Raw genomic sequence first — 24722 nt, 5'->3', positions numbered from 1 at the left:
AATCCAATCGGACAGGAAAATTGCGGCGGGAGTGGGTGGAAGCACGCTAAGAAGCCGATTCTGGGAGGATTTTGATGGAAAAATACGATATTGCCGTCCTTGGCGCCGGAATCGCCGGACTTTCGGCCGGTATGTGGGCCGCTCGCTACGGCCTCAAAACGGTGGTGATCGACCGGATGGGCGCCGGGGGCCAGATCGTTACCGCCACGAGAATCGACAATCTGCCGGGCCTTCCCCAGGGGGTATCTGGCTACGATCTCGGGCCCCTGGCGTTTGAGCAGGCCGAAGCCGCCGGCGCTGAATTCCGCATCGACGATATCGAGACCATAACCCCGGCGGAGGCCGGACTGTCCATTTCCTGTGGCGGCGATGCGGTCTCGGTGCGCGCCGTCATCGTGGCCTTGGGCTCGGCACCACGCACGCTGGGCGTGCCAGGCGAGGAGGAGTTCGCCGGTCGCGGCATCTCCCATTGCGCCTCCTGCGATGGGCCGCTCTATGCCGGCAAAGCCGTCGTGGTGATCGGCGGTGGCGATACGGCGCTCGACGAAGCGCTGGTGCTGGCGGACAGCTGTAGTTCGGTGCTGGTTCTGGTGCGTGGCGGCGCATTGCGCGCGCAGCCTTTCCTCATCGATCAGGTGCAGGCCAAGCCCAATATCGATATCCGCTTGAACACCCATGTCGAACGTATCGCTGGCGAGAGCGGCGTCACCCATGTGGTGGCGCGCGGCCCGGGCGGCTCGCAGGAGATTGCCTGCCATGGCGTGTTCATCTGTGCTGGTACTGTGCCCAATACCGCTTTGCTACAGGGGCTTGTGACGCTTGATGCGAACGGTCATATCGAAACCGACGTCATGATGCGTACGTCCCATCCAGCGATTTTCGCGGTGGGCGACATTCGCAGCCAATCGGTGGGCCTGCTGGCTGCCTGTGCGGGCGATGGCGCGACGGCTGCGACAGCCGCCTGGCGGACATTGAAGACCAGCGCCTAGATGCGCTGCCAGCCGAAATGCGATAGGTTAGGTACCAGACAATAAGAACCCGGCAATAAACCCGATTTCGGGGAGGATTTGAATGCTCGACAAAGTTGCAGCGCGTAGCGCCGAGAAAATCACCGTTCTCAATCCGGTCGGTTATCCGCCGAAGGTACAGCGCCGCACCGCGTCCGCCCGCCTCGAAACCCTTGATGGCAAGACGATCTATCTCATCGATTGCCGATTCGATGATTCGATCGAACTGCTGAAACAAGTGCAGGCCTGGTTCACGACGCATATGCCGAGCGTCACCACCAAGATGGTCAGCCTGTCGAACTATTATGGCCATGACGATCCCAAGACCTGGGAAGAGATCAAGGCCAATGGCGACGCCGCTATCATCGGCGTCGGTCATTGCAGCACCTGCGCGCCGGCGACCGCCACCCATGCGATCAATCTTGATACCAAATACGGCGTGCCGACGGTCGCCATTCACACCGAGAAATTCGACAAGGTGGTGCGCTCGGTGGCGAAGATGGCCGGCCTTGCCAATGCGCCTTGCGTATTCGTGCCGCAGCCGGTCATGGGCAAGTCAGCGACGGAGCTCGCCGCCTATGTGAACGGCAAGGATCCGATTCGTGGTCAGCCGGTAATGCAAGGCATCATCGAGGGCCTCACGCATGGCCTGGCGTCGGAAACGGTTGCTGCTGATCGTTCGACGCCGCGTCTCGTCGATCCCGATACCGAGGACAATCTTCATCAGCTTTTCCTCGACAACAATTGGACCGACAAACTGCCGATCGTGCTGCCGACGCAGGAACGTGTCGCCGCCATGCTGGCGCAGACCAGCCGCAAGCCCGACGAAGTCGTCGGCCGCATGCAACCGACGGCCAATCGCGGTCTGTGGGAATATACGGTCGAGAAGGTCGCCGTGAACGCGGTGATGTCTGGCGCGCGGCCGGAATATTTCCCGGTCATTCTGGCGCTGGCGGCCTCGGGCGTTTCAGCGCGCGGCTCGACGTCGAGTTCGGCCTCGGCGATGGTGGTGGTCAACGGGCCGATCCGCCATGAGATCGAGATGAATTGCGGCATCGGCGCGATGGGGCCTTACAATCACGCCAATGCCACCATCGGGCGCGCCTACGGCCTGCTGTCGCAGAACTTGCAAGGCGGTTCAGTGCCCGGCGAGACCTTCATGGGCTCCATCGGCAATAATTACACCTACAACAGCATCACCTTCGCCGAGAACGAAGAGCGCAGTCCCTGGGAGCCGCTGCATGTGCAGAAGGGCTTCAAGCCAGAGCAGAGCACGGTGACGATTTTCTACGGTTGCCGCTCGACGACGTTCTCGCTCGGTCTGCGCGAGAAATATTGGCAGGAGCACGTGCGCGACATGCTGCGCGGCACCGATGCTATTACAGGCCCGGTGCTGCTGCTCGATCCAATCACCGCCAACCAGTTTATCGACCGCGGCGGTTTCGACACCAAGAAGAAGCTGATCCGCTGGATCTGGGAAAACGCCACCATGCCGGCGGCCCGCTATTGGGATCTGCAACTCGTGCAGAATTACCGCTATCCCCGCGCCACCTACGGTGAAGAACCTTTGGCGACCAAGCTCAAGGCGGCCGATACGCAGGAGATCAATGTCTTCGAGGAAAAGGACGTCAATGTCGTGGTCGTCGGCGGCGAGGCCAACGGCTATTGGCAGATCATGGGGGCTAACGAACGTGCGGTGGTCTGTATCGACGACTGGCGCTAGACATATGGCGTCGTTGACCGAGTGTGGACCGCGATGCTGAGGTTTTTACGCGCGGTGGCCATTCTGGTGGCGTTCGAGGCATCAGCTGGCGCTCAAAGCGGGTCGTCGGCTTCGCTTGCCGAAGCTGATCGGCTTTATGCGCTTGCCATGGACAATTGGGCAAGAAGCACCTCGCCCTATGTCGAAGACCTGCTGCGCAGAACGCTGGGCTTGCGTGAAGGTGTTCTGCCGGCAGATGATGCGAGCGTGGCCAATGCCCAAAACCAATTGGCCAAGGTCTACTACAATCGCGGGATGAGTTCCCGTAGCGCTTCAGACTTCGCGCAAGGGCACGAATTGTTCGCTAAGGCGGTGGCAACCGGCGAAAAGCACCTCGATGCTAAGGATCCGCTTCTATCGAATTATTATGGCGACCTCGGCGCTGCTCTGCGAGAACTTGGGCGTTATAGCGAAGCCATCTCCTATGTCTGTAAATCTTTGAATATCCGGCGCGCGATCGGGCCAGCCAATTCTCTCCGCTTGGTAGGCAGTCTCAACAATCTGGGTCTGATCGCGGCCTATCAGGGCAAACACCTCGAAGCCGTCCAGTTGCGAGCCGATGCGCTGAGCATCGAACAGGGCACCTTGGGCGACCGTGATCCAGGCACTCAAGCGTTGCAAACCTATTGCGATCTCTCGATCAGTTGAAGTGGCACGCCGTCTGGCTTCCTTTAGAAATTCGCTTCGCAGCGGAAAGTCCTTCATCCTGCCAGCGCCAGTCATCGATGCCGAGCAGTTTCGGATTGGCGAAGGCGCGCTATTGCCAGATCATGGGTGCTAACGAGCGGGCGGTGGTTTGTATCGACGACTGGCGTTAACCCCTCAGGGGCGCACTTTAGAATTCTTGGAACTTTCGTTGTCGCCGACACGTTGAAAGGCATTGCCCGGTCGGGTCTTGGCTGGGCCTGCCCGGAGACGAGACATGGCGACAGCACATCCTTCCAAAGAAACCGCGAATACGTCCAAGGCAAAAGAGCCTTTCCTGAGCGACGTCAAAATGTTGCGTAAGCAGGCGCGGGCGCATCTGTCCGAAGGCGCCATCACGTCTGCCTATGGTGCGGACGTGAATAAGACGATCGAGATTCTGCAGTCGGTCCTCGCAACCGAAATCGTCTGCGTGCTGCGTTATACGATGCATGCTGTCGCGGCGACCGGCATTTCATCGGAAGGGGTGAAGAAGGAATTTGCCGAACACGCGCGTGAGGAGCAGGAGCACATGATGCAGGTCGCCGAGCGGATCAATCAGCTCGGTGGAACGCCGAATTTCAATCCGGAAGGATTGGCCTCACGCTCAGCTTCGGAATATGTCGAAGGCGATAATCTGGTCGATATGATCCGCGAAAACCTTGTCGCGGAACGAATTGCTGTCGAGCACTATCGCGAACTCATCAAATATTTTGGCGACAGGGACACCACCACGCGCGTGATGATCGAGGGCATTCTTGGCAAAGAGGAAGAGCATGCCAACGACATGCACGATCTCCTCGTTGCGCATGAAGGCACGCCAAATCTGCCTAAGCACTGAGAATAGGCGCTGAAACCTCGGTGTCATTCCGACAGCCGCGCTGCAGCTGAGCGGAAATGGCACCAAGAGTTTAGCCAGCCCTATTTGTACAGTTTCTTAGCGGCCGCCAGTCCTTCATCCTGTCTCCGCCAGTCATTGGTGCCGAGCAGTTTCGGGTTGGCGAAGGCGCGCAGTTCCGGCGGCACTTTGTCCTCGATGCCTTCGCGCACGAAGCCATGGCCACCACGCGCCCAGATCAATTGCGCTTCTTCCGACATCATGAAGTCGATCAGCATCAGCGCCGCGTTCGGCCGGGGCGCGTTGCGCATCTGCACGGCGCCATAGAGTACATAGGGCGCACCTTCCGCCATCGGCAGAACCTTTACCGGCAAGCCTTTGAGATTGTTGATGTCGGGAAAGATGAAGGGGATGAACATGGCATATTCGCCGCGCGCGATCCGCCGGCCCGCTTCGCGCTGGTCGCGGGTGAAGACCAGGTTCTGCGCCGCCATGGCCTCCTGATATTTCTCGCCCAGAGCGTTGAATGTGGTGAAGAACCACAAATAGCCGCCGCCGATGGCGCGCGTGTCGTCGGAGAGAATCTTGCCCTTCCACTTCGGATCGGTGAGATCGGTCCAGCTTTTCGGCTCATCCTCCGGTTTGACCAGCGACGTGTTCACCAGCACGCCATAGTTGAGGATCATCGAGGGGGCGAACAGATCGTCGGCTTTGAACGGCGCGCGGAGCGCTTGCGCATTTGGCGTGATCGAATGGCGCGCGAACACCTTGTCGTCTTTGTCGATGACGGCCGCTTGCCCGTCGGTGGTGAAGGTAACATCGGCCGTAAAGCGGCCGGCCGTCTGTTCGGCGCGGGTGCGTTCGCGCAATTCGCTGGCGCGCGCTTCCAGCGCCTCGACCGGAATGCCAGTGCGCGCGGTGAAGGCTTTCAAAATGGCGGTTTGCAGCGGATTGCCGACATGGGCAGTGTAATAAATCACTTTGCCCTCTGCCTTGCCGGCAGCGACCACTTTATCCCACTCGGCCGGCGACATCTGCGTTTGAGCCGATACGCTGCCGGCGATGACCGTCGTCATTAGAGCAAGCGCAAATCGTGCAGTGGCAATGCGGCCATTCATGAGCTGTCCCTCCCGTGCACATTGTTAGGTGCTGTGCTGGTGCTATCTTAAAACAGCTCGTTATCGCAGGTCGAGGGGAAAGGCGTCGGCAATGTGCCGTGGCCACGCGCGTGGCGCGATAAATAGCGCGTCGCCGCGCAGGGATTTATCCATGGCCCACGGATTGTGGGAAAGCCACAGCCGCACGGATTGGGAAATACGGCGTTGTTTCTGCGCGGTGATGGTTTCCGAGGCCTGATCGAGCGTCGGTCGTCCCTTCACCTCGACGAAGATGACGAGATCGCCGCGCCGCGCGATGATGTCGATCTCGCCGCCCGGCACTTTGTAGCGCGTGCTGAGCACGCGCCACCCCTTGCAGCGCAGATAAAAGCGCGCCCAGGTTTCGGCACGCAGGCCGAAGGCATGGGCTTTGATGCGTCGCTCACGCGCACGCGCGTTGCTCAAGGCGCGCCGCGTGTCTGGGCCGCGCCCAATTCAATGGCGCGCGCATAGACCTTGCGGCGTGGCTGGCCGGTTTCGGCCGCCACCAGCGCTGCCGCGTCCTTCACCGAATAAGTACGCAGAGCCACTTCCAGGCGCGCGTCGATATCGGCGTCATCGATCACCTCTTCGTCGCCGGGCGGCGCCACCAAGAGCACGATTTCACCCTTCGGCGGGTCCTCGGCCGCGAGCTGTGCCGCGAGAGTGGCGAGCGAACCGCGTCGCACCGTTTCGAAATGTTTGGTCAGTTCGCGCGCGATAGCGGCCTCGCGATCGCCGAGGACCGCATTGAGATCGGCCAGGGACTCCGCCAGCCGGCGTGGTGATTCGAAAAACACCAACGTGCCGGGAATCAGCGCCAGTTCGGCGATCCGCGTCCGCCGCGCCACGCTTTTTTGCGGCAGAAAACCCTCGAAGAAGAAACGATCCGTCGGCAGGCCGGCGACGACCAGCGCCGCTAGCACCGCCGAGGCACCGGGCACGGAGGTCACGGGGATATTGCGCTCCACCGCATCGGCGACGAGCTTGAAGCCGGGGTCGGACACCAAAGGCGTGCCGGCGTCGGAAACCAGCGCCAGTGCGGCGCCAGCTTCTAGCCGCGCCACGAGATGTGGGCGCATCACAGCGGCATTGTGCTCGTGATAGGCGACCAGCGGTGTTGCGATGCCGTAGTGGGCAAGCAGTTTGCGGGTGACGCGGGTGTCTTCGGCGATGATCGCATCGGCCGCCGCCAGGGTTCCCAGCGCGCGAAACGAGATATCGCCGAGATTGCCGATGGGCGTCGCCACCACATGCAGACCGGGGGCGATCTTCTCAGCTTCAGCGCGCAGGCCGAAGGCCGTGAAAGCGGGTTGGGGCCGCTGCTCCGCCGTATGCCCCCCGCGGGTTGGCGCGGTCATGGAAAACTCCCGTTGAAAAATCAGAATGAAGCTACCGGTCCGAGAGCGTTCTGTAAACAGGTCAAATGTTCGATTTAAAGAACAATTCGTCCGCACGCCTGCAAATCGTTGGGGCTAGATAGGAAAAGATGGTTAACCTTTCTCGCGCAGCATTTTACACGACTTACACGACCAGAATTGCTTTGGCGGCGACAATCGCGCTGGGCAAGCTTGATGAGACAGCATATTTTCAAAGCCTGGCTTGATCCCGCGCGCGGGATAGGCGGCGATTGGCGGCGGGATTGAGTGATGATGGCATTTTTTGACCGAGGTTTGAGCCGTACCTTGTCGGCCGCAAAGACGGGCGCTGCTTTGAGCGTCCTGCTGGCACTGGCCGGCTGCGGCTCGATGGGCGTCGGTGGCCCCTTCTCTGGCGATAGCCAGCCCGCCGGCGGCGGGACCCCGCTAGCCCAAGAGGCCGGCAACACCATCGGCCATGGGCCGGTGAAGATCGCGCTGATTCTGCCGCTGACCCAGGGCGGGCAGCCGAGCACCGTTGGCCAGTCCCTGCGCAACGCCGCCGAGCTTGCCATGTCGGAGCGCGGCCTGGATGCGGTCACTCTGTTGGTCAAGGACGACCAGTCTTCGGCCGAAGGCGCGCGCGCCGCGGCCCAGGCGGCGCTGAACGAAGGCGCCGAAGCGTTCATCGGCCCGCTCTACGCGGCCAATATGCGTGAAGTCGGCCGCGTCGCCCGGGGCGGCAATCGCCCGGTCATCGGCTTCTCCACCGACACCAGCGCCGCGGCGCGCGGTGTTTATGAATTGTCCTTCCTGGTCGAGACGCAGGTCTCGCGCGTCGTCGACTTCGCCGTGTCGCGCGGCAAGAAGAGCATGGCCGTCATGGCGCCGGAAACCGATTACGGCAATGTGGCGCTGGCTCAGTTCCAGACCGTGGCGGCGTCGCAAGGCGTGCGCGTCGCTGCGATCGAGCGTTACCGGCCCGGTGGCGCGGCTGCGGCGGCGCAGAAGATTGCCGGCCTCGGCGATGCGGTCGATGCGCTGTTCGTGCCCGAACAGGCCGATCAGATGACGGCTGTCGCCGGCGCCATCAGCTCTGCTGGTATCGACGTCAAGCGCGTTCAGCTTCTCGGCACCGGCGTGTGGAACGATGCCCGCGTTATGCGTCTGCCCGCACTTCAGGGCGCCTGGTTCGCCGCGCCCGACAATGCCGGCTTCAATATCTTCGCGCAGAAATATCGCACCAAGTTCAACTCCGATCCTGTGCGCATTGCCACGCTCTCCTATGACGCGGTGTCGCTGCTCGTGGCGCTGGCGCAACAGCAGAGCGGCCGCTTCGCTGAAGCCACGCTGACCAACGGCGATGGTTTCCGGGGCGCTGACGGCCTGTTCCGCTTCCGGGGCGACGGCCAGAACGAACGCGGCCTCTCGGTGCTGCAGATTCGCAATGGCACGAGCACGGTGATCAGCCCGGCGCCGCAGAAGTTCAGCTCGCCTCCCGGGACGTAAACGCGTTCGCGCTAGCGTTTCACAGGCCTTCAAAATTATCGCAATCAGAGCAAGTCGTGTTTCGACAGAACGCGGCTGTGCATTGTAGCGACGCGATAGGAACGGCATACGAAAGTATTCGCAGCCTTGTCACTTGACGGAAACTTGCGAGTCGCCACCATGGGCGGACGGACAAGCTAGGTTCCGTCGGGGGGCGGTACGCATGCGCAGGATATGGCGGTCGGTGCGTTCGAGGCCGAACCATCGCAAAGTCTCGCTCCGTTTCGCGATGCCTATGCTCCTCGCGGTTTTGGTCGCGGGTCCACTGAAAGCCGAGCAGGTAACCTCCGAAGAAAATCCGGATGTTTTCTTTGCCCCGGTCTATGGGCGACTTGGCATTACTCTGCCGGCGCGCATCGCTCGGGATACATCGGTCTGGTCGCATCTAGACGAACTGCGACGCGAACCTTGCGATCAAGTGGTGATCGTCCCGCTCGCAAAGGCTCTGTATAATGTGGGCTTTCGCCGCGAAGCTGCGGAGAGTGCCTATCGTTTCGCCAAGGCTTGCGGTGGTCCCGACAATGCGCTCGACATGTCGGCGAATATTTTCTTCCAACTTTCTGATTATGGCAAAGCCGTCGAAGTCACGGACGTTTTGGTTGGCAAAATACAGACATCGCCAAAGGTGTACTATCTGAGGGCGCGCGCGCTCGATGAAACGGGCGATCACAAGCGCGCGTTGGACGACTATGCCAAGGTGATTGAATTTTCTCCTTCCAAAAAGAATGTGCCGAGCGAGGTTTTTTTCCGCATGGCAAGCGCCTATGCGGCAGTCGGGCGCTTCTGCGAGGCGATGAAGACCATTGAAACGTGGGTCGCCTTTGATCCGGACACGCGCGACATCCCTCCCGCTCAAAGGGACCTGGCAGGTTATGCCGAGAAGGGCCATTGCGCGCAAACGAAACCAATGGAGCGGTTTCCGCTCTTGGGCCAGGCCAATGTCGTGCGCGTTACAGCTATGATCAATGGCGAGAAAGGCGTTTTCATTCTTGATACCGGCGCGAGTTTCGTATCCGTGCAGAGCGATTTCGCGGAACGCGCTAAGCTGCGGACGGAAGGCGCGAGGAAGGTGAGGCTGAACACGGCTAACGGCCCGACGACCGGCCTTCTTTCGAAGGCCGATTCGATCAAGCTCGGCAACTTGAACGCCACCAACATTCCCGTTGTCGTGCAGTCGGGTGATAAGAAAGTTTTTGGAATGACGGTCGACGGTCTTCTGGGTATGAGTTTCTTGTCTCGTTTCGACGTGCACATTTCCAAGGGTTTTATGGAAGTGAGCGCCCGCGAGAGTGCTCCGCCATCGCGTCTTGATCAAGCTGGGAAAGCGAATGTCGAGTCAACGCGCGCGTTTCGACTTGCGCCGATAATCGCCCACTGAACGCGGATATCGTTCGTCACCTGTAATGGTGACGCTCTTCACATCAGGCCGCGAGATCGGCCACCACCGCATCGAGCACCGGGAAGCCGGATGACGTGACGCGGATGCGCCCGTCGCTGGTGATCTCGATCATGCCGTCTTCGATCAGCGACGAGACGCGCTCCTGATCGAGTTTCTGGCCGCGGATCGCCTCGAAGCGCAGCGCCTCGATGCCTTCCGTCAGGCGCAAGCCCATCAACAGCATTTCGTCGGCCTGTTCTTCTTGCGTCAGCAGTTCATCGCTGACCAAGCCATGGCCGTCGCTCTCGACGACCGTCAGCCACATTTCCGGATGCCGTTCCGTCGATTGGGCCACCCGGCCACGGGGCGTGTTGAGCCGGCCATGGGCGCCGGGGCCAACGCCGGCATACTCGCCATAGCGCCAGTAGATGAGGTTATGGCGGCTCTCATCGCCTGGGCGGGCGTGATTGGAGATTTCATAGGCCGGCATGCCGGCCGCGTTCGTCACGTCCTGGGTCACGTCCCAGAGCGCCCGCGACACGTCTTCGTCGGGCAGTTTCAGCCGGCCGGCATTGCGCAGGCGCTCGAACATCGTGTCGGGCTCGATGGTGAGCTGGTAGAGCGACAAATGCCCGCCGGAGCGCTTCACGCCTTCGGTCAGCTCGTTGCGCCAAGCCTCCGGCGTCTGCCCGGAGCGGGCATAGATCAGATCGAAGGAGAAACGGTCGAAAATGGCGGACGCCACGCCCACCGCTGTCATCGCCTCGGCCGCTGTGTGCAGCCGGCCCAGCGCCTTCAGATCGGCGTCGTTCATCGCCTGCACGCCAAGCGACACACGGTTGACCCCGGCGGTCCGATAACCCTTGAAACGCCCGGCCTCCACGGAGGTCGGATTGGCCTCCAGGGTGACTTCGGCGTCCTTGGCGACGGTCCAATGGCGGCCGATTTCGTCCAAAATCGCCCCAACCGTCTCCGGCTTCATCAGCGACGGCGTGCCGCCGCCAAAGAAGATCGACTGGACCGTGCGTCCCGGCGCCAGGGCGGCGCGATGGGCGAGTTCCGTCCGGAAGGCGGCGACATAGCGCTTTTCGTCGATAGCCTGCGCCCGTACGTGACTGTTGAAGTCGCAATACGGGCATTTGGACAGGCAAAAGGGCCAGTGCACGTAGACACCGAAGCCTGGATCGTAAGTCGGAAAGCGTGAAGCCATGCGCGGCTTATCGCATGGATCACCTGATTCGGTCACCAGCCCTTGATTTTTGGTAATTTTTTGATTTCGGGTCCTAAAGTTTCAACAGCTGCTTGGCGTTGCCACCCATAAACTTGGCCATATCCGCTTCGCTGATCTGCAGCGATTTGACCCAGTCGAGGCCGGGGCCATTCATCACGAAGGGCCAGTCGATCGAGAACATGATCCGGTCCATGCCCATTTCCATCATCGTGCAGACGAGGGCGGGGGTGGAGAAATGGCCGCTGGTGGTGACATGGAAATGCCGGCAGAAAATCTCGCGGAAGCTGATGTTTTCCTGGCCCGGCCGCTGCAACGATTGGTTGATGCGCCAGAGCAGGAACGGCAGGGTCTCGCCGAAATGGCCGAGAACAATCTGCAAGCGGGGGCAGTCCTTGAACACACCTGACAAGATGAGGCGGATCGCCTGCGTGGCAGCTTCCACGGTGAAGCCCCAGGCTGGGCGGATCACCATCGGAAAGGCTTTGACGTAATCATTGTAATAGGCCTCGGCGACGATCGGGCTCGGGTCGGCCGGGTGCAGATAGATCGGCACATCGAGATCGTTGGCGGCCTGGAAGATCGGTCGAAAGCGCGGCTTGTCGATGAATTCGCCATTGCTGAGGCCATGGGTCATGGCGCCCTTGAGGCCGAGCGTTTTGACGCAACGTTCCAACTCGCGCGCAGCGGCCTCGGGCACGTCGGTCGGCAAGGCGGCGAAGCCGGCGAGGCGCGTCGGATGGCGGGCGATCTGCGCCGCGAGCCGATCGTTGACCCGTTGCGCCACGTCGATGGCCTGCTGGCCTTTCAGGCGTTGCGTCGATGGCGCGCCATGGGAAACCACTTGGATGTCGATACCGGCAGCGTCCATTTCACCGATGCGTAGATCATCGAAGTCATAGAGGCGCTGCACGATGTCGGACTGCCGCGTCGGCATTTCGTTCGCATGCAGGTCGACGATCTCCTTGTCCCAATAGTGTTCTTCTATGGTGATGACCTGTGCGTTGCGAAACATGGGCCGCTGGCTCCTCTTTCAATTTATCGTTGCAGATTGAATTCGTAAAAAGGATGCGGCGCAGGCCGCATCCTCTCTCGTGATATCTTGATGAGATCAGGCCTGTGCGACAGCCTGAATGCGCAATTCGCCGAGCTTGGGGCTTGCGGCGCTGATCCAGTCGCCGGGCTGCACTGGCGACACACCGGCCGGTGTGCCCGTGAAGAACAGGTCGCCCGGTTGCAGCGTGTAATAGGATGAGGCGAATTCGATGAGCTTGCGGCAATTGTAGATGAGATGTTTAGTGTTCGACTTCTGCTTGGTCACGCCGTTGACGGTGAGCTCGATGTCGAGATTGTCGGGATCAGAGATCTCGTCTGCCGTCACCATCCACGGGCCGATCGGCGAATAGCCGTCGACGGATTTGCGGAAGCTGCGGTCTTCCTTACCGCGCACGGTCATGTCGAGACCCATGCAATAGCCAGCGACATGATCGAGTGCCTTGTCCATCGAAATATTGGTGCCGGCCTTGCCGATGATCATCACCACTTCGAGCTCATGTTCGTTGAGCCGCTCGGGAAAGCGCAGCGAGATGACGCCGGAAGGGCCGACGACGGACGAGTTGGCTTTCAGGAAAATGCCGGCGGCTTGGATGCCCCGATGGGCTTCGACGGCCATGCCTTGGCGGGCGGCCATTTCGTTGATGTGGTCGTGGTAATTGGTCGGCGCCGCCATCACCTTGGAGAAACGCGCCACCGGCGGCAGCAGTTTGACCTCTGAAATCGGCTTGCCCGGGGTCGCTTTAGCCAGGACCTCCAGCCGCTCCCGCCATTGTGGCAGCGCCGCAATCACCGCGTCGCCCATCATGTCGTAGCGCGCCGATTTGCGGATTTCGTCTTGCGCCACGCTCACGTCATGGACTTTGTTGCCGATGACAATGCCCAGCCTGTCCGCGTCAAAACGGCAGATTCGCATGCGTTCCTCCAATGGTTTTGTTTTTTCCGGACGGTATCTAGCCCGCCCGCCGGCCGGGACACAACCGGGGGAGCAAACTGGATTCTGGTAAACCATCTTGCCCGGCTGCGGGTCTCCCCATACAGGTTGCGGATGGAGAACCTGAATGACCGCCGATAAAGACGCCGCCGACGGCCTGCTCACGCTGCGCGATTTCCTGCGCTATGCCATCACGCGCTTCGAGAGTGCCGGGCTGGCCTATGGCCATGGCACGGCCAATGCGCTCGATGAAGCAGCCTTCATCATTCTCGAGGCGCTGCATCTGCCGATCGACAATCTCGAGCCGTTTCTGGACGCGCGACTGCTGCCGCAGGAGCGCCATCGCCTCGCCGATCTGATCGAGACGCGCATTGCGACGCGCAAGCCCGCATCCTATCTGCTCAACAAGGCCTATATTCGTGGCGTGCCTTTCTATGTCGACGAACGGGTGATCGTGCCGCGCTCCTTCATCGGCGATCTCCTGTTTTCCGGGCTGTTTGGCGGCGGCGATGGGGCCCTGGTGAACGACCCTGACGACATCGGCAGCGTGCTTGATCTGTGCACGGGATCAGGCTGTCTTGCCATCCTGGCCGCGCAGGCTTTCCCCAATGCGCAGATCGATGCCGTCGATCTTTCGCCAGATGCCATCGAAGTGGCACGGCGCAACGTCAAGGAAGCGAAGCTCGAGTCGCGCATCGAACTGTTCCACGGCGATCTCTTCACGCCGCTGGGCAAGCGTCGCTACGATCTCATCCTGACCAATCCGCCCTATGTCGATGCGCAGGCCATGGCGCTGTTGCCGCCGGAATATGGACATGAGCCGAGAATGGCGCTCGCCGGGGGGCCGGACGGGCTCGACATCGTGCGCGATATTCTGCGCGAGGCGCCGCAGCGCTTGCACGATGGCGGTGGGCTGTTGTGTGAGATCGGCACCGGCCGCGAGGTCCTCGACGCTGAATTCCCGGAACTGCCGTTGATGTGGCTCGACACCGAGAACAGCGACGGCGAAGTGTTCTGGATCGCCGCCGCCGATTTCAGCTGTTAGCCAATCATTATAGCGTTTCACAGCTCGACGGAATCGTCGAGCGCCATGAAGACGCGTCCAAATAAGAGGATCTAAGCAAAATCACGTTTCTACCGAAACGTGATTTGCTCTAGCGGAGAATAGAACCTCCGCCGCCACGGCCGGGCGAACGCAGGACCGGTCCACCACCGCCCATGCCACCACGGCCGGGGTAGCCGATGACCGGTCCACCAGGACCGCGTCCGCCACCCATGCCCGGCGGCCGGCCGGGATAGCCACCGCCGTAGGGCGGTCGACCCATGCCGGGGCGCGGATAACGGCCGGGACGTGGCCCGTAATAGCCGCCGCCATAGACCGGCGGCATATAAACTGGGCCCGGGCCGTAATAGGGCGGCGGGTAGTCATCATAGATGGCGGGACGCGCGACGCGCACCGGCCGGCGCACACGTGGCGGTGGCGCTTCGACCTGACGGAGTCTGGGTGCGGGCGCCTGCGCGTGCCGTCGCGGCGGGCGTGCCGAGGCTGGCGGCGGGGGCGGCGGCAGCGGAGTCAACGATGCGAGCTGTGTGGTGTGGGCGCAGAGATCGGCGCCTGGCGCGCACAGCGAGCCGAAGTCCCACGGCTTGTTGGCGGCGGGGGTCGGTCCTTCGATATTGTTCTGCGTCACGGTCACCGACGTGCCGGGCTCGTTCAGGGTCCGACAGTTGGCGGTGTTGCGCACGCAGACGTTCACCTCGCCCTCTTGCAGCACGACGATGGTGCGCAAGCCTTCCACCTGGACGTCGTAGGTGGTGCCGCGCACGCCTATCACCGCCTGCGGCGTGACGACCTGATAGGCGTCATGCTGCGACTGGCCAGAGATGAAACGGAAGGCGCCCTTCAGCGCTGTCACCGAAACCGACTTGGCCTTGCCGTCGCCGTCATAGACGAACTTGTCGAGCTTCACCTGGCTCTGCGGCCCCAGCGACATATTGGTGAGATCGAGGAAAACGAATTTCGCTAGGCTGTCGTCGGCGGTCTGGACGTTCTGATCTTGGAAGATGCGATCGCCGACGTTCAACTTCGAGCGGCGGCCAAGGATATCGCCGCGCACGTCGTTTTGGATGACGGTCGCGCCACCGATCAAGGTCTGCGCGGACGCGTCTTGCGCGATGGCTGTCGCGATCAGGGCGCTGGCGATGGCCAGCATGTATCGCCGCTGCTGTGGGCGATGGAGGGCGGAACGAAGAACACCCATGGGTCAACTCCCTGCCGATTGCCGGCCATGAGGCAGCAAAATACGGCAGGGCGCAAGGAAGGATGTGCGATGGCGCACATCCACGTCATAGGGAGTTGCGGCTAGCTTCGCCTTAAGCGCCGCTGAGATTGCCGAAGAAGTCTTTCATGCGGGCGAAGAAACCAGCCGCCTCCGGGTTTGTCTTGCTGGAGGATTCATTCTCGAATTCCATCAGCAGTTCGCGCTGGCGTCGCGTCAGGCTCTGCGGGGTCTCGACCACGACCTGGATATAGAGGTCGCCGACATCGCGCGAACGCAAGACCGGCATGCCCTTGCCCCTGATCTTGAACTGGCGGCCGGACTGGGTGCCTTCGGGAATCTTCAGCCGGGCTTCCGAACCGTCGATGCCATGGACGGAGAATTCGCCGCCGAGCGCCGCCTGCACCATAGAAATCGGCATGCGGCAATAGAGGTCGGCTCCATCGCGTTGGAAGAACGGATGCGGCTTCATCGACAGGAAGATGTAGAGGTCGCCCGTCGGGCCACCGCGCAGGCCAGCTTCGCCTTCGCCAGCAAGGCGAATGCGCGTGCCGTCCTCGACACCCGGCGGGATATTGACCGAGAGCGTGCGCTCGCGCGTTACGCGGCCAGCGCCAGAGCAGACGGTGCACGGATTTTCGATGATCTCGCCACGGCCTTGGCAGGTCGGGCAGGTCCGCTCGATGGCGAAGAAGCCCTGCTGCGCCCGCACGCGGCCCTGGCCGCCGCAGGTCGAACAGGTCTTGGGCTTCGAACCGGACTTCGCGCCGGAGCCCGAACAGCCTTCGCAGGTGATCGAGGTCGGCACTTTGATCTGGGCCGTCTTGCCTTTGAAGGCGTCTTCGAGGGCGATTTCGAGATTGTAGCGCAGGTCGGCGCCGCGCTCCTTGCCGCCACCCTGGCGGCCACGGCCGCCGCCACCCATCACACCGCCAAACAGATCTTCGAAAATATCCGCCATCGAACTGGCAAAGCCATCGGCGCCGAAGCCACCCTGGCCGCCGCCATTTTCGAAGGCGGCATGGCCGAAGCGGTCATAGGCGGCGCGCTTCTGTCCGTCGGAGAGGCACTGATAGGCCTCGTTGAGTTCCTTGAACTTGATCTCGGCTTCAACATTGCCCGGATTGCGGTCGGGATGGTGCTGCATCGCCGCCTTGCGGAACGCCAACTTCAAATCTTGCTCGGTACAAGTTTTGGTAACACCGAGCACTTCGTAAAAGTCGCGTTTGGCCATGGGCCCCGATCCAGTTGTTCGCGCTGTATCGCGCTTCCTCGCCGATTCGGCGCAGATTGATTGTTAACGAAACGGGACCCGGGTTGCGCCGGGTCCCGAATTTAGTTCGGCAAAATCACGCCTTAGGCGTTCTTTTTCTTGTCGTCGCCGCCGACTTCCTTGAAGTCAGCGTCGATGACGTCGTCTTTCGGGGCAGCCTGGTCGGCGGCGCCCGAAGCGCCAGCCGCGGCCGCGGCGTCAGCCTGAGCCTTGTACATGGCCTCGCCGAGCTTCATCGAAGCCTGCACGATCTCGTTGGTCGCGGCCTTGATGGCCTCGGTGTCCTCGCCGCCCAGTGCGGTCTTGAGCGTCGCGATGGCGCCCTCGATCGCGCTCTTGTCAGCGGTGGAGACCTTGTCACCATATTCCACCAGCGACTTCTCGGTCTGATGGATCGAGGCTTCGCCGTGGTTCTTAGCGTCGACCAACTCGCGGCGCTGCTTGTCTTCGGCAGCGTGCGATTCGGCGTCCTTGACCATCTTCTCGATGTCGGCGTCCGACAGGCCGCCGGAAGCTTGGATGCGAATCTGCTGCTCCTTGCCGGTGGCTTTGTCCTTGGCCGTCACGTTGACGATGCCGTTGGCGTCGATGTCGAAGGTGACCTCGATCTGCGGGATGCCGCGCGGGGCGGAAGGAATACCCTGCAGGTCGAAGCGGCCGAGGCTCTTGTTGTCCTGCGCCATTTCGCGTTCGCCTTGGAACACGTTGATGGTCACCGCCGTCTGATTGTCTTCGGCGGTGGAGAACACCTGGCTCTTCTTCGTCGGGATCGTCGTGTTGCGGTCAATGAGACGCGTGAACACGCCGCCCAGGGTCTCGATGCCCAGTGACAGCGGGGTCACGTCGAGCAGCAGCACGTCCTTGACGTCGCCTTGCAGCACGCCGGCCTGGACAGCGGCGCCGATGGCGACGACTTCGTCCGGGTTGACGCCCTTGTGGGGCTCTTTGCCGAAGAACGACTTCACGACTTCCTGCACCTTCGGCATGCGGGTCATGCCGCCGACGAGGACCACTTCGTTGATCTCGCCAGCGGTGAGGCCGGCATCCTTCAACGCCTTGCGGCAGGGCTCGATGGTCTTCTGGATCAGATCGTCAACCAGCGCCTCGAACTTGGCGCGCGTCAGCTTCAGGGTCAGATGTTTCGGACCCGAGGCGTCAGCGGTGATGTAGGGCAGGTTGATTTCGGTCTGCGTCGCCGAAGACAGTTCGATCTTGGCCTTTTCAGCGGCTTCCTTCAGGCGCTGCAGGGCGAGCTTGTCCTTCTTCAGGTCAATGCCCTGGTCCTTCTTGAACTCGTCCGCCAGATATTCGACGAGGCGCATGTCGAAGTCTTCACCGCCCAAGAACGTATCGCCGTTGGTCGACTTCACTTCAAACACGCCGTCGCCAATCTCGAGGATCGACACGTCGAACGTGCCGCCGCCCAAGTCATAGACCGCGATCGTGCCGGCGGCCTTCTTGTCGAGACCATAGGCGAGCGCTGCCGCCGTCGGCTCGTTGATGATGCGCAGCACTTCCAGACCGGCGATCTTGCCGGCGTCCTTGGTGGCCTGACGCTGGGCATCGTTGAAGTAAGCCGGGACGGTGATGACCGCCTGGGTGACCGTCTGGCCGAGATAGGCCTCGGCGGTTTCCTTCATCTTCTGCAGGGTGAAGGCGGAGATCTGCGACGGCGAATATTGCTTGCCGTCAGCCGACACCCACGCGTCGCCGTTGCCGCCCTTGATGATCTGGTAGGGGACCAGGCCCATGTCCTTCTGGGTCATGGGATCGCTGAACGAGCGGCCGATGAGGCGCTTGATCGCGAAGAATGTCTTTTCTGGATTGGTGACCGCCTGGCGCTTGGCCGGCTGGCCGACGAGGCGTTCGCCGTCGTCTGTGAAAGCAACGATCGACGGGGTGGTCCGCGCGCCTTCCGAATTCTCAATTACCTTCGGCGTGGTGCCTTCCATCACCGCGACGCACGAATTCGTCGTGCCGAGGTCAATACCGATCACTTTAGCCATAGTACTTTCCTTCTTTCTACGCAGGACCGCCGGACCCCGAAGCGATCCGGTTCTGGGCGGTGAGTTTTTTCGGGCTCCGGAGATGATCCGGGCCGCCCGGTCCCCGTGGGGTGGAGATTGGGATTGCCGTCTGATTCCGCAAGGCTAGCGCGTATATATTTGGCCTGATTTTGGCCTGCAAGCGGGCGTTTGCAGCCCGCCGACAAGCATAAACTATACCATTTGGCTCCGAACCGCGTTTTTGCCCTGGCCGCAGGTCCTTCGCATGCTATGGCAGAGACGCAAAATTGAGACGCGAAATATTTGGAGGAACCCATGGGTAGGCTGGATGGCAAGGTCGGCGTGGTGACGGGCGCAAGTTCCGGAATCGGCACGGCCATCGCCAAGGGGCTGGCGGCTGAGGGCATGACCGTGATGTTGGCGGCGCGGCGCCGCGATCGTCTTGAGGAATTGCGGAAATCCATTGAATCGACAGGCGGAAAAGCCCGGATTTGCGCCACCGACGTGACCAATGAAGAGGACGTTTTCTGCCTCTTCCACGCAGTCAACAATGAGTTCGCCCGCCTCGATCTGCTGGTCAATTGTGCCGGCATCGCCGACCATACGCCGACCGATCAGCTCGAATTCGCCCGCTGGCAGGAGATCGTCGCGACCAACCTTTCCTCGGTGTTCCTGTGCTCGAAACAGGCGCTGCGGATGATGAAGCCGCAGAAGCGTGGCCGGATCATCAACATAGGTAGTATTTCAGCGAAAATGCCGCGCCCGAACGCCATCGGCTACACGGCGACGAAATTCGCCATCGAGGGCCTGACGCGCTCGCTGGCGCTGGACGGGCGCGAATTCGGCATCACCGCCTCGGTCGTCCATCCCGGCGCCACCGTCTCGGAACTGGCCCCCAATATGGCCGATCGGCCGGCGGAGCAGATGGCCCAGCCGGAAGAGGTGGCCTCGGTCATCGTGTTGATGGCCTCGATGCCCGACACCACCAACATGCTCGACACGACGATCCTGCCGATCGGCCAGCCGTTCCTCGGCCGGGGCTGATCGGACCCGTCAGCCGGCAACGACCTGATTGTAATAGGTCAGGTCGATATATTTGGCCGGGTCGCTCAGCTTGGCGCCAGCGCCATAGCGCGAGCGCAGGTCGAGCACGGTGGCGACGCCGTCCATCAGCATCGCCGCCTTCGGCGTCAGGCCGGAGCGCGGCGAGAGCAGCGAAGCCATGACGGCTGGCGCCACCTGCGGTTTGATTTCCGGCATGTTGGCGAGGAGGACCTGCGTGGCTTCTTCCTTGTTGGCGGGATCAAGCGTCCAGGCGAGACCGGCGAGATAGCCACGGATGAAGCCCTTGAGCGCGTCCGGATTGGCCGCGGCCCAGGCGCGGCGCGCCGCAAAGCCACCGCCCTGATAGGCTGGGAATACCTGGGTTGATGTGTCCAGAACATGAAAGCCCTGGTTGCGGGCGATGCTGGTGAACGGCTCAATCGTCAGGGTGCCGGCATGGGTGCCGGCCTTCACCGCCTCCCAGCGTGCCGGCGTCGCGCCGACTGGCTGCATCTGATAGTCGGCCTTGGTCAGCCCGTTCTTCGCCAGCATCTCGTAGAGAACGAAGGCGAAGCCGGTCGATAGCGCATCAAGGGCGAGGTTCTTGCCTCTGACATCGGCGTAGCTCTTGATGTCGGCCTGGGTGATGAAGGCGAGTTCGACTTGCGTCGCGCCCATGAAGGCGAAGAAGTCCGTGTCCTTCAGCGGCACCGCGCCCTGGCCTTCCTGATAGGCGACCACATTGTCGAACGCCGTGCCGGCGATGTGAAACTTGCCACTGGCGAGGTTCTCGGCCTGGAAAGCTGAGTTCGGCGTCGTCGACAGATTGATGTCGATGCCGTTGTCGCGAAACCAGCCTTTGTCGCGGGCGACGAAGATTGGCAGGTTCGGCGCGCCGGGAAAGCAGATCAATTCGACGGTTGGCAGGCTCACGATGGACTCCCTAAAAGTGTTTGCGGTTCGACGTCGTCAAACGTCACCAAGACAATGTCACAAAGACAAAACAAAGATCCTAAGCAGATTTGCGCGGTGTCGAGCGGGCTTCGTGGATGAGACGCCAGATGCGCTGGGGTGTCGTCGGCATCGGGATATCGCGCACGCCGTAATCCTGCAGCGCATCGACCAGTGCATTGACGATGACTGAAAGGGCAGGGGTCGTGCCGCCTTCGCCGCCGGCCTTGATGCCAAGCGGATTGGTCGGCGACAGGACTTCGGCGATCTCCGTGCGGAACGAGGGCATGTTGTCGGCGCGTGGCATGCCATAGTCCATGAACGACCCGGCCAGCGGCTGCCCCGACGTCGGATCGAGGTAACACCATTCCCACATCGCCTGGCCGACGCCCTGGGCGATGCCGCCATGGGTCTGGCCATGGACGATCAGCGGGTTGATGCAGCGGCCGACATCATCGACCGCCGAATAGCGAGTGATGTCGATCCATCCCGTTTCTGGATCGACCTCGACTTCGCAGGAGGCGCAGCCATTGGGAAAGACCGGCTCGTGCATTTCATTGTCGGTGACGACGGCCAAGCCATCGCGCAGATCGACCGGCAGCTTCTGTTTGGCGACTTCGCGCGCCAGTTCGAAAAAGTCCGGTGATTGGTTGGTGGCTGGCGCGCCGAAGCGGCCGTCTTCAAAGGTGACGCTGGCTTCCGGCACCGCGTAGGTGTGGGCAAAAATCGCTTTGGCTTTGCCGATCAGTTCGCCCGAGGCCTTCGACATCACCGTGCCGGCATGGCGCATGGAACGGCCCGAATGGGTGCCGCCGCCTAGGCGCACGATCTTGGTATCGCCCATGACGATATCGATGCGATCGACCGGCACGCGCAGAAGATCGGCGATGACTTGCGAGAAACTGGTCTCGTGTCCCTGTCCGCTCGGTTGCGTGCCGATAACGACGCGCACGCGCCCCTCCGGCAGCACCGTGATTTCGGCCCGTTCCTTTGGCGTGCCGATCGAGGATTCGACATAGTGGCCGAGCCCTTGGCCAAGCAGCTTGCCGCGCCGCGCCGCATCGCGCTTGCGCTTGGTGAAACCCTTCCAGTCGGAAATTTGCAACGACAGATTGAGCTGCGCTTCATAGTCGCCGCTATCGTAGGTGGCGCCCACCGCATTGGTGTAAGGCATGGCGCGGGGGCGCACGAGGTTCTTGCGCCGCAAGGCGATGCGGTCGAACCCCAGTTCGCGCGCCGCCGTATCGATGATCCGCTCGATGGCGAAGTTGACTTCCGGCCGCCCGGAGCTGCGATAGGCTTGGGTCGACATCGTGTTGGTGAACACGGCGCGCGCGTGCAAGGTGGCGATTGGAATATCGTAGGAGCCGGTGATCAGCCCCGAGCCCTTGCCCAGCGGCGAGAGGGAGACGCAATGGGCGCCGACGTTACTGATATTGTCGCAACGTAGCGCTAGAAAGCGTCCGTCCTTGCGCAGCGCCAGTTCAACGCAGGAGACAAGATCGCGACCCTGATAGTCGGTGGTGAAACATTCGCTGCGCGTGGCGGTGAATTTAACGGGACGGCCGACGTGGCGCGAGGCCCAGAGCACCAGACCATATTCGACATAGACGCGGTTCTTGGCGCCGAAATTGCCGCCGACATCATAGGTCATCACCCGCACGGTCTCGGGCTCGACACCGAGGATCTGGGCAATTTCGTTCTTCTGCCGCACGGCGCCGCCGCCGCCGACGACAAGCTCATAGGTGTTCGACTTGGCGTTATAGGCGCCAAGCGCGGCGCGAGGCTCCATCGTCACAGCGGTAACGCGCGGGATATGAAAATCCATGCGGACGACATGATCGGCGACGGCAAAGGCAGCTTCCGTCGCCGGCTTGTCGCCGAACCAGGTATCGACCAGCACATTGCTGCCGTGCTCGTCCCATAACACGGACGCTTCGCCATCGGCGGCGTCGCGTTGATCAAGCACGAACGGCAGTTCTTCGTAATCGACGATGACGGCGGCCACCGCATCCTGCGCCTGAGCGTCGGTTTCAGCCACGACCATCGCGACTGCTTCGCCGACATGGCGCGCCTTGTCGGCGGGCAGCAGCGCGTGCGGGCCAATGAAAATTTTGCTGCCGCCGGGACCGGTCAGCTTCATATCGAATTTGGTTTTGGGCACGGGATCGTGCGGGATCGGGCCGAGCCTGTCGGCGGCCGCATCCTGGCCGGTGAAGACGCCGAGCACACCCGGCATGGTGCGCGCCGTTGTCGTGTCGATGGAGCGAATGCGTGCGTGGGGATAGGGCGAGCGCACCATGACCGCGATCGCTTGATGCGGCCAGTTGAAGTCATCGGTGAAACGGCCTTGGCCGGTGATGAGGCGCTGGTCTTCCTTGCGTTGCAAGGGTTGCCCGATAACGCTGAAACCGTTCTGCGCGACCGAAGCCATGAACCTCCCCATATAGTTATATTGCTTGTGTTGCCTCGCTACAGGAACGTCTATAAGAACGCAACCAAACGCGGCGAAAAACGTGCTGCGATACGAAGGAGGGACGCGTGTCTACATCGAGCCGCAAGTCGAGCGGGCAGAGCACAGCGGCGCCTTCCGACTTTCAGGAGCATTTGCAGCGGCTTGAAGAACGCGGCTTGCTGGTACGTATCGATCGCCCCATCAACAAGGACACTGAGATCCATCCGTTGATGCGTTGGCAATTTGTCGGCGGTTATCCGGAAGATGCGCGCAAAGCGATGATGTTCACCAATGTGGTGGGCTCTGGCGGCGAGAAATATGATATTCCAGTGGTGGTCGGCGCTTTAGCCGCGACACATGAAATATATGCCATGGGGATGGGCGTCGGCGTCGACGAATTGGCCGATGTTTGGATGCGCGCCATCGATCATCCGATTGAACCGGTTTACGTCGATGACGCGCCTTGCCATGAAGTGGTGATCACCGGCGACGATCTGACCAAGCCGGGTGGTGGTCTAGCGATGTTGCCGGTGCCTATTTCGACGCCAGGCTTCGACGCCGCGCCTTATCTGACGGCGACCGTCTGCGTGACCAAGGATCCTGAGACCGGCGTGCGCAACATGGGCACCTATCGCGCCGGCCTGAAAGCCAACGATCGGCTTGGCGTGCGCATGGCTTCGCGCCTTTCGGGCGCCGGCGGCTATCTGCACTGGCAGAAATACAAGAAACTTGGCCAGCCGATGCCTTGCGCCATCGTTGTCGGCTGCGCGCCCGTGGTTGTTTTCACCGGTCCGCAGAAACTCGCCATCGATCAGGACGAAATGGCGGTGGCTGGTGGTCTGGCCGGTCGGCCGATGCGGGTGACCCGCGCCAAGACGGTCGACCTTGAAATTCCGGCGGATGCCGAAATCGTCGTTGAAGGGCTCATCGATACGGATCTGCTTGAGCCGGAGGGCCCGTTCGGTGAAAGCCACGGCCATATCGCGCTTGAAGATTTCAACATGTCGATGCGCGTCACCGCCATCACCATGAAGCGCAAGCCTGTCTTCGCCTCGGTTCTCAGTGAAGTGACGCCGAGCGAATCGAGCATTCTCAAAAAGTCGGCCTACGAGGCACTGTTCTTCCAGCACCTCAAACACCATCTCGATATCAAGGGCATCAAGGCCGTGTCGATGCACGAGCCGTTGACCAACCTGCGGAAAGTCATCTTTCTGCAGTTTGAACAGGGCGCGCTCAAGACGGAGGTCTGGCGCGGGTTGCACGGCGCGGCCACCTTGCAGGCGCAATGCGGCAAGATCGTCATCGCCGTCTCGCAGGATATCGATCCGCTGAATACGGATGCGATTTTCTGGTCGCTGGCCTATCGCTCCAATCCGATCGAGGACGTCCAACTCGTGCCCCATCGTGCCGGGGGCCACGGGCCGAAATCCGGCGCGGGCGGCGATGATTCGACGATGCTGATCGACGCGACGTTGAAACATCCGACCTCGCCGCTCGCTCTGCCAGCGAAGTCCTATATGGAAAACGCCCGCCGTCTTTGGGAAGAGATGGCCAAAGACTTGGATCTGCCGCGCCTCAGCGTCAAAGCGCCCTGGCACGGCTATGATCTCGGCGATTGGAGCGCGCAGTGGCAGGCCTTCGCCGATGCGGCGGCTTCTGGTGAATGGCGCGCCAATGGCGAGAACACCTATGCGCGTCGACGCGGCGGGCTGAAGCCGGAAACCCCTGTGCGCAATGTCGAGGGCAAGGGGCAAGCCAAGGATTAAAGCCCAAGGATTAAGGGCAGGA

General features: G+C 61.5%; 20 protein-coding genes. 9 read left to right on the top strand and 11 right to left on the bottom strand.

What is annotated here, in order from left to right; genetic code table 11:
• Positions 1 to 74: 74 nt before the first annotated feature.
• The 4 genes from BLW50_RS14375 (at position 75) to BLW50_RS14360 (ending at position 4294) form a co-directional block, all read left to right on the top strand.
• On the top strand, positions 75 to 989 hold the full coding sequence (locus BLW50_RS14375) for an NAD(P)/FAD-dependent oxidoreductase (protein ID WP_090703670.1): 915 nt from the start codon (positions 75 to 77) through the stop codon (positions 987 to 989).
• Positions 990 to 1071: 82 nt separating this feature from the next.
• Positions 1072 to 2730, top strand: coding sequence for a UGSC family (seleno)protein (locus tag BLW50_RS14370; RefSeq protein ID WP_090703668.1), 1659 nt, complete (start codon positions 1072 to 1074; stop codon positions 2728 to 2730).
• Between the two features lie 147 nt (positions 2731 to 2877).
• The gene (locus BLW50_RS14365) at positions 2878 to 3417 is read left to right on the top strand and encodes a tetratricopeptide repeat protein (protein WP_170850159.1); all 540 of its coding nucleotides are present in this window, start codon (positions 2878 to 2880) and stop codon (positions 3415 to 3417) included.
• 274 nt (positions 3418 to 3691) lie between these two features.
• A complete protein-coding gene (locus BLW50_RS14360; protein WP_090703661.1) occupies positions 3692 to 4294 on the top strand; it encodes a ferritin-like domain-containing protein in 603 nt (200 codons plus the stop codon).
• Positions 4295 to 4374: 80 nt separating this feature from the next.
• Here the strand turns inward: BLW50_RS14360 and BLW50_RS14355 are convergent, their stop codons facing one another.
• The 3 genes from BLW50_RS14355 to rsmI are packed head-to-tail and all read right to left on the bottom strand — an operon-like array spanning position 4375 to position 6788.
• Positions 4375 to 5409, bottom strand: coding sequence for an ABC transporter substrate-binding protein (locus tag BLW50_RS14355; protein ID WP_090703658.1), 1035 nt, complete (start codon positions 5407 to 5409; stop codon positions 4375 to 4377).
• Positions 5410 to 5469: 60 nt separating this feature from the next.
• Positions 5470 to 5853 (bottom strand): YraN family protein, encoded by a 384-nt coding sequence (locus BLW50_RS14350; RefSeq protein WP_090703655.1) that lies wholly within the window; start codon positions 5851 to 5853, stop codon positions 5470 to 5472.
• Positions 5850 to 6788 (bottom strand): 16S rRNA (cytidine(1402)-2'-O)-methyltransferase, encoded by a 939-nt coding sequence (rsmI, locus tag BLW50_RS14345; protein WP_090703652.1) that lies wholly within the window; start codon positions 6786 to 6788, stop codon positions 5850 to 5852. Before rsmI ends, BLW50_RS14350 begins: the two co-directional genes overlap by 4 nt.
• 288 nt (positions 6789 to 7076) lie before the next feature.
• Between rsmI and BLW50_RS14340 the strand changes: the two genes are divergently transcribed.
• On the top strand, positions 7077 to 8294 hold the full coding sequence (locus BLW50_RS14340) for a penicillin-binding protein activator (RefSeq protein WP_244544244.1): 1218 nt from the start codon (positions 7077 to 7079) through the stop codon (positions 8292 to 8294).
• A gap of 274 nt (positions 8295 to 8568) precedes the next feature.
• On the top strand, positions 8569 to 9711 hold the full coding sequence (locus BLW50_RS14335; RefSeq protein ID WP_090703649.1) for an aspartyl protease family protein: 1143 nt from the start codon (positions 8569 to 8571) through the stop codon (positions 9709 to 9711).
• Positions 9712 to 9754: 43 nt separating this feature from the next.
• Here BLW50_RS14335 and hemW read toward each other — a convergent pair whose 3' ends face one another.
• From hemW to BLW50_RS14320, 3 genes are all read right to left on the bottom strand, one after another.
• A complete protein-coding gene (gene hemW / locus BLW50_RS14330; RefSeq protein WP_090703645.1) occupies positions 9755 to 10921 on the bottom strand; it encodes a radical SAM family heme chaperone HemW in 1167 nt (388 codons plus the stop codon).
• Between the two features lie 73 nt (positions 10922 to 10994).
• Complete coding sequence (locus BLW50_RS14325; RefSeq protein ID WP_090703642.1) at positions 10995 to 11954, bottom strand: amidohydrolase family protein; 960 nt, start codon at positions 11952 to 11954, stop codon at positions 10995 to 10997.
• A gap of 96 nt (positions 11955 to 12050) precedes the next feature.
• Positions 12051 to 12908 carry a fumarylacetoacetate hydrolase family protein gene (locus tag BLW50_RS14320; protein ID WP_090703640.1) on the bottom strand — a complete coding sequence of 286 codons (858 nt, stop codon included), beginning with the start codon at positions 12906 to 12908 and terminating at the stop codon, positions 12051 to 12053.
• 145 nt (positions 12909 to 13053) lie between these two features.
• Between BLW50_RS14320 and prmB the strand changes: the two genes are divergently transcribed.
• On the top strand, positions 13054 to 13971 hold the full coding sequence (gene prmB, locus BLW50_RS14315; protein WP_090703638.1) for a 50S ribosomal protein L3 N(5)-glutamine methyltransferase: 918 nt from the start codon (positions 13054 to 13056) through the stop codon (positions 13969 to 13971).
• Between the two features lie 109 nt (positions 13972 to 14080).
• On the opposite strand, the gene BLW50_RS14310 is transcribed toward prmB, so the two are convergent.
• From BLW50_RS14310 to dnaK, 3 genes are all read right to left on the bottom strand, one after another.
• On the bottom strand, positions 14081 to 15187 hold the full coding sequence (locus BLW50_RS14310; protein ID WP_090703636.1) for a FecR family protein: 1107 nt from the start codon (positions 15185 to 15187) through the stop codon (positions 14081 to 14083).
• Positions 15188 to 15299: 112 nt separating this feature from the next.
• Entirely contained in the window at positions 15300 to 16439 is a 1140-nt protein-coding gene (dnaJ, locus tag BLW50_RS14305) for a molecular chaperone DnaJ (protein WP_090703632.1), read from the bottom strand.
• Between the two features lie 122 nt (positions 16440 to 16561).
• Positions 16562 to 18484 (bottom strand): molecular chaperone DnaK, encoded by a 1923-nt coding sequence (gene dnaK, locus BLW50_RS14300; protein ID WP_090703629.1) that lies wholly within the window; start codon positions 18482 to 18484, stop codon positions 16562 to 16564.
• Positions 18485 to 18799: 315 nt separating this feature from the next.
• Between dnaK and BLW50_RS14295 the strand changes: the two genes are divergently transcribed.
• On the top strand, positions 18800 to 19528 hold the full coding sequence (locus tag BLW50_RS14295; RefSeq protein WP_090703626.1) for an SDR family NAD(P)-dependent oxidoreductase: 729 nt from the start codon (positions 18800 to 18802) through the stop codon (positions 19526 to 19528).
• 9 nt (positions 19529 to 19537) lie between these two features.
• On the opposite strand, the gene BLW50_RS14290 is transcribed toward BLW50_RS14295, so the two are convergent.
• Positions 19538 to 20461, bottom strand: coding sequence for an ABC transporter substrate-binding protein (locus BLW50_RS14290; protein ID WP_244544243.1), 924 nt, complete (start codon positions 20459 to 20461; stop codon positions 19538 to 19540).
• Between the two features lie 79 nt (positions 20462 to 20540).
• Positions 20541 to 22913 carry a xanthine dehydrogenase family protein molybdopterin-binding subunit gene (locus tag BLW50_RS14285; RefSeq protein WP_244544242.1) on the bottom strand — a complete coding sequence of 791 codons (2373 nt, stop codon included), beginning with the start codon at positions 22911 to 22913 and terminating at the stop codon, positions 20541 to 20543.
• Positions 22914 to 23020: 107 nt separating this feature from the next.
• Here BLW50_RS14285 and BLW50_RS14280 point away from each other — a divergent pair, with 107 nt between their 5' ends.
• The gene (locus BLW50_RS14280; RefSeq protein WP_090703618.1) at positions 23021 to 24700 is read left to right on the top strand and encodes a UbiD family decarboxylase; all 1680 of its coding nucleotides are present in this window, start codon (positions 23021 to 23023) and stop codon (positions 24698 to 24700) included.
• Positions 24701 to 24722: the final 22 nt, after the last annotated feature.

Origin of the sequence: Beijerinckia sp. 28-YEA-48, assembly GCF_900104955.1 — a bacterium.
In the GTDB taxonomy this organism is placed as follows: domain Bacteria; phylum Pseudomonadota; class Alphaproteobacteria; order Rhizobiales; family Beijerinckiaceae; genus Terripilifer.
This window is presented reverse-complemented; position numbering and strand designations above follow the sequence as displayed.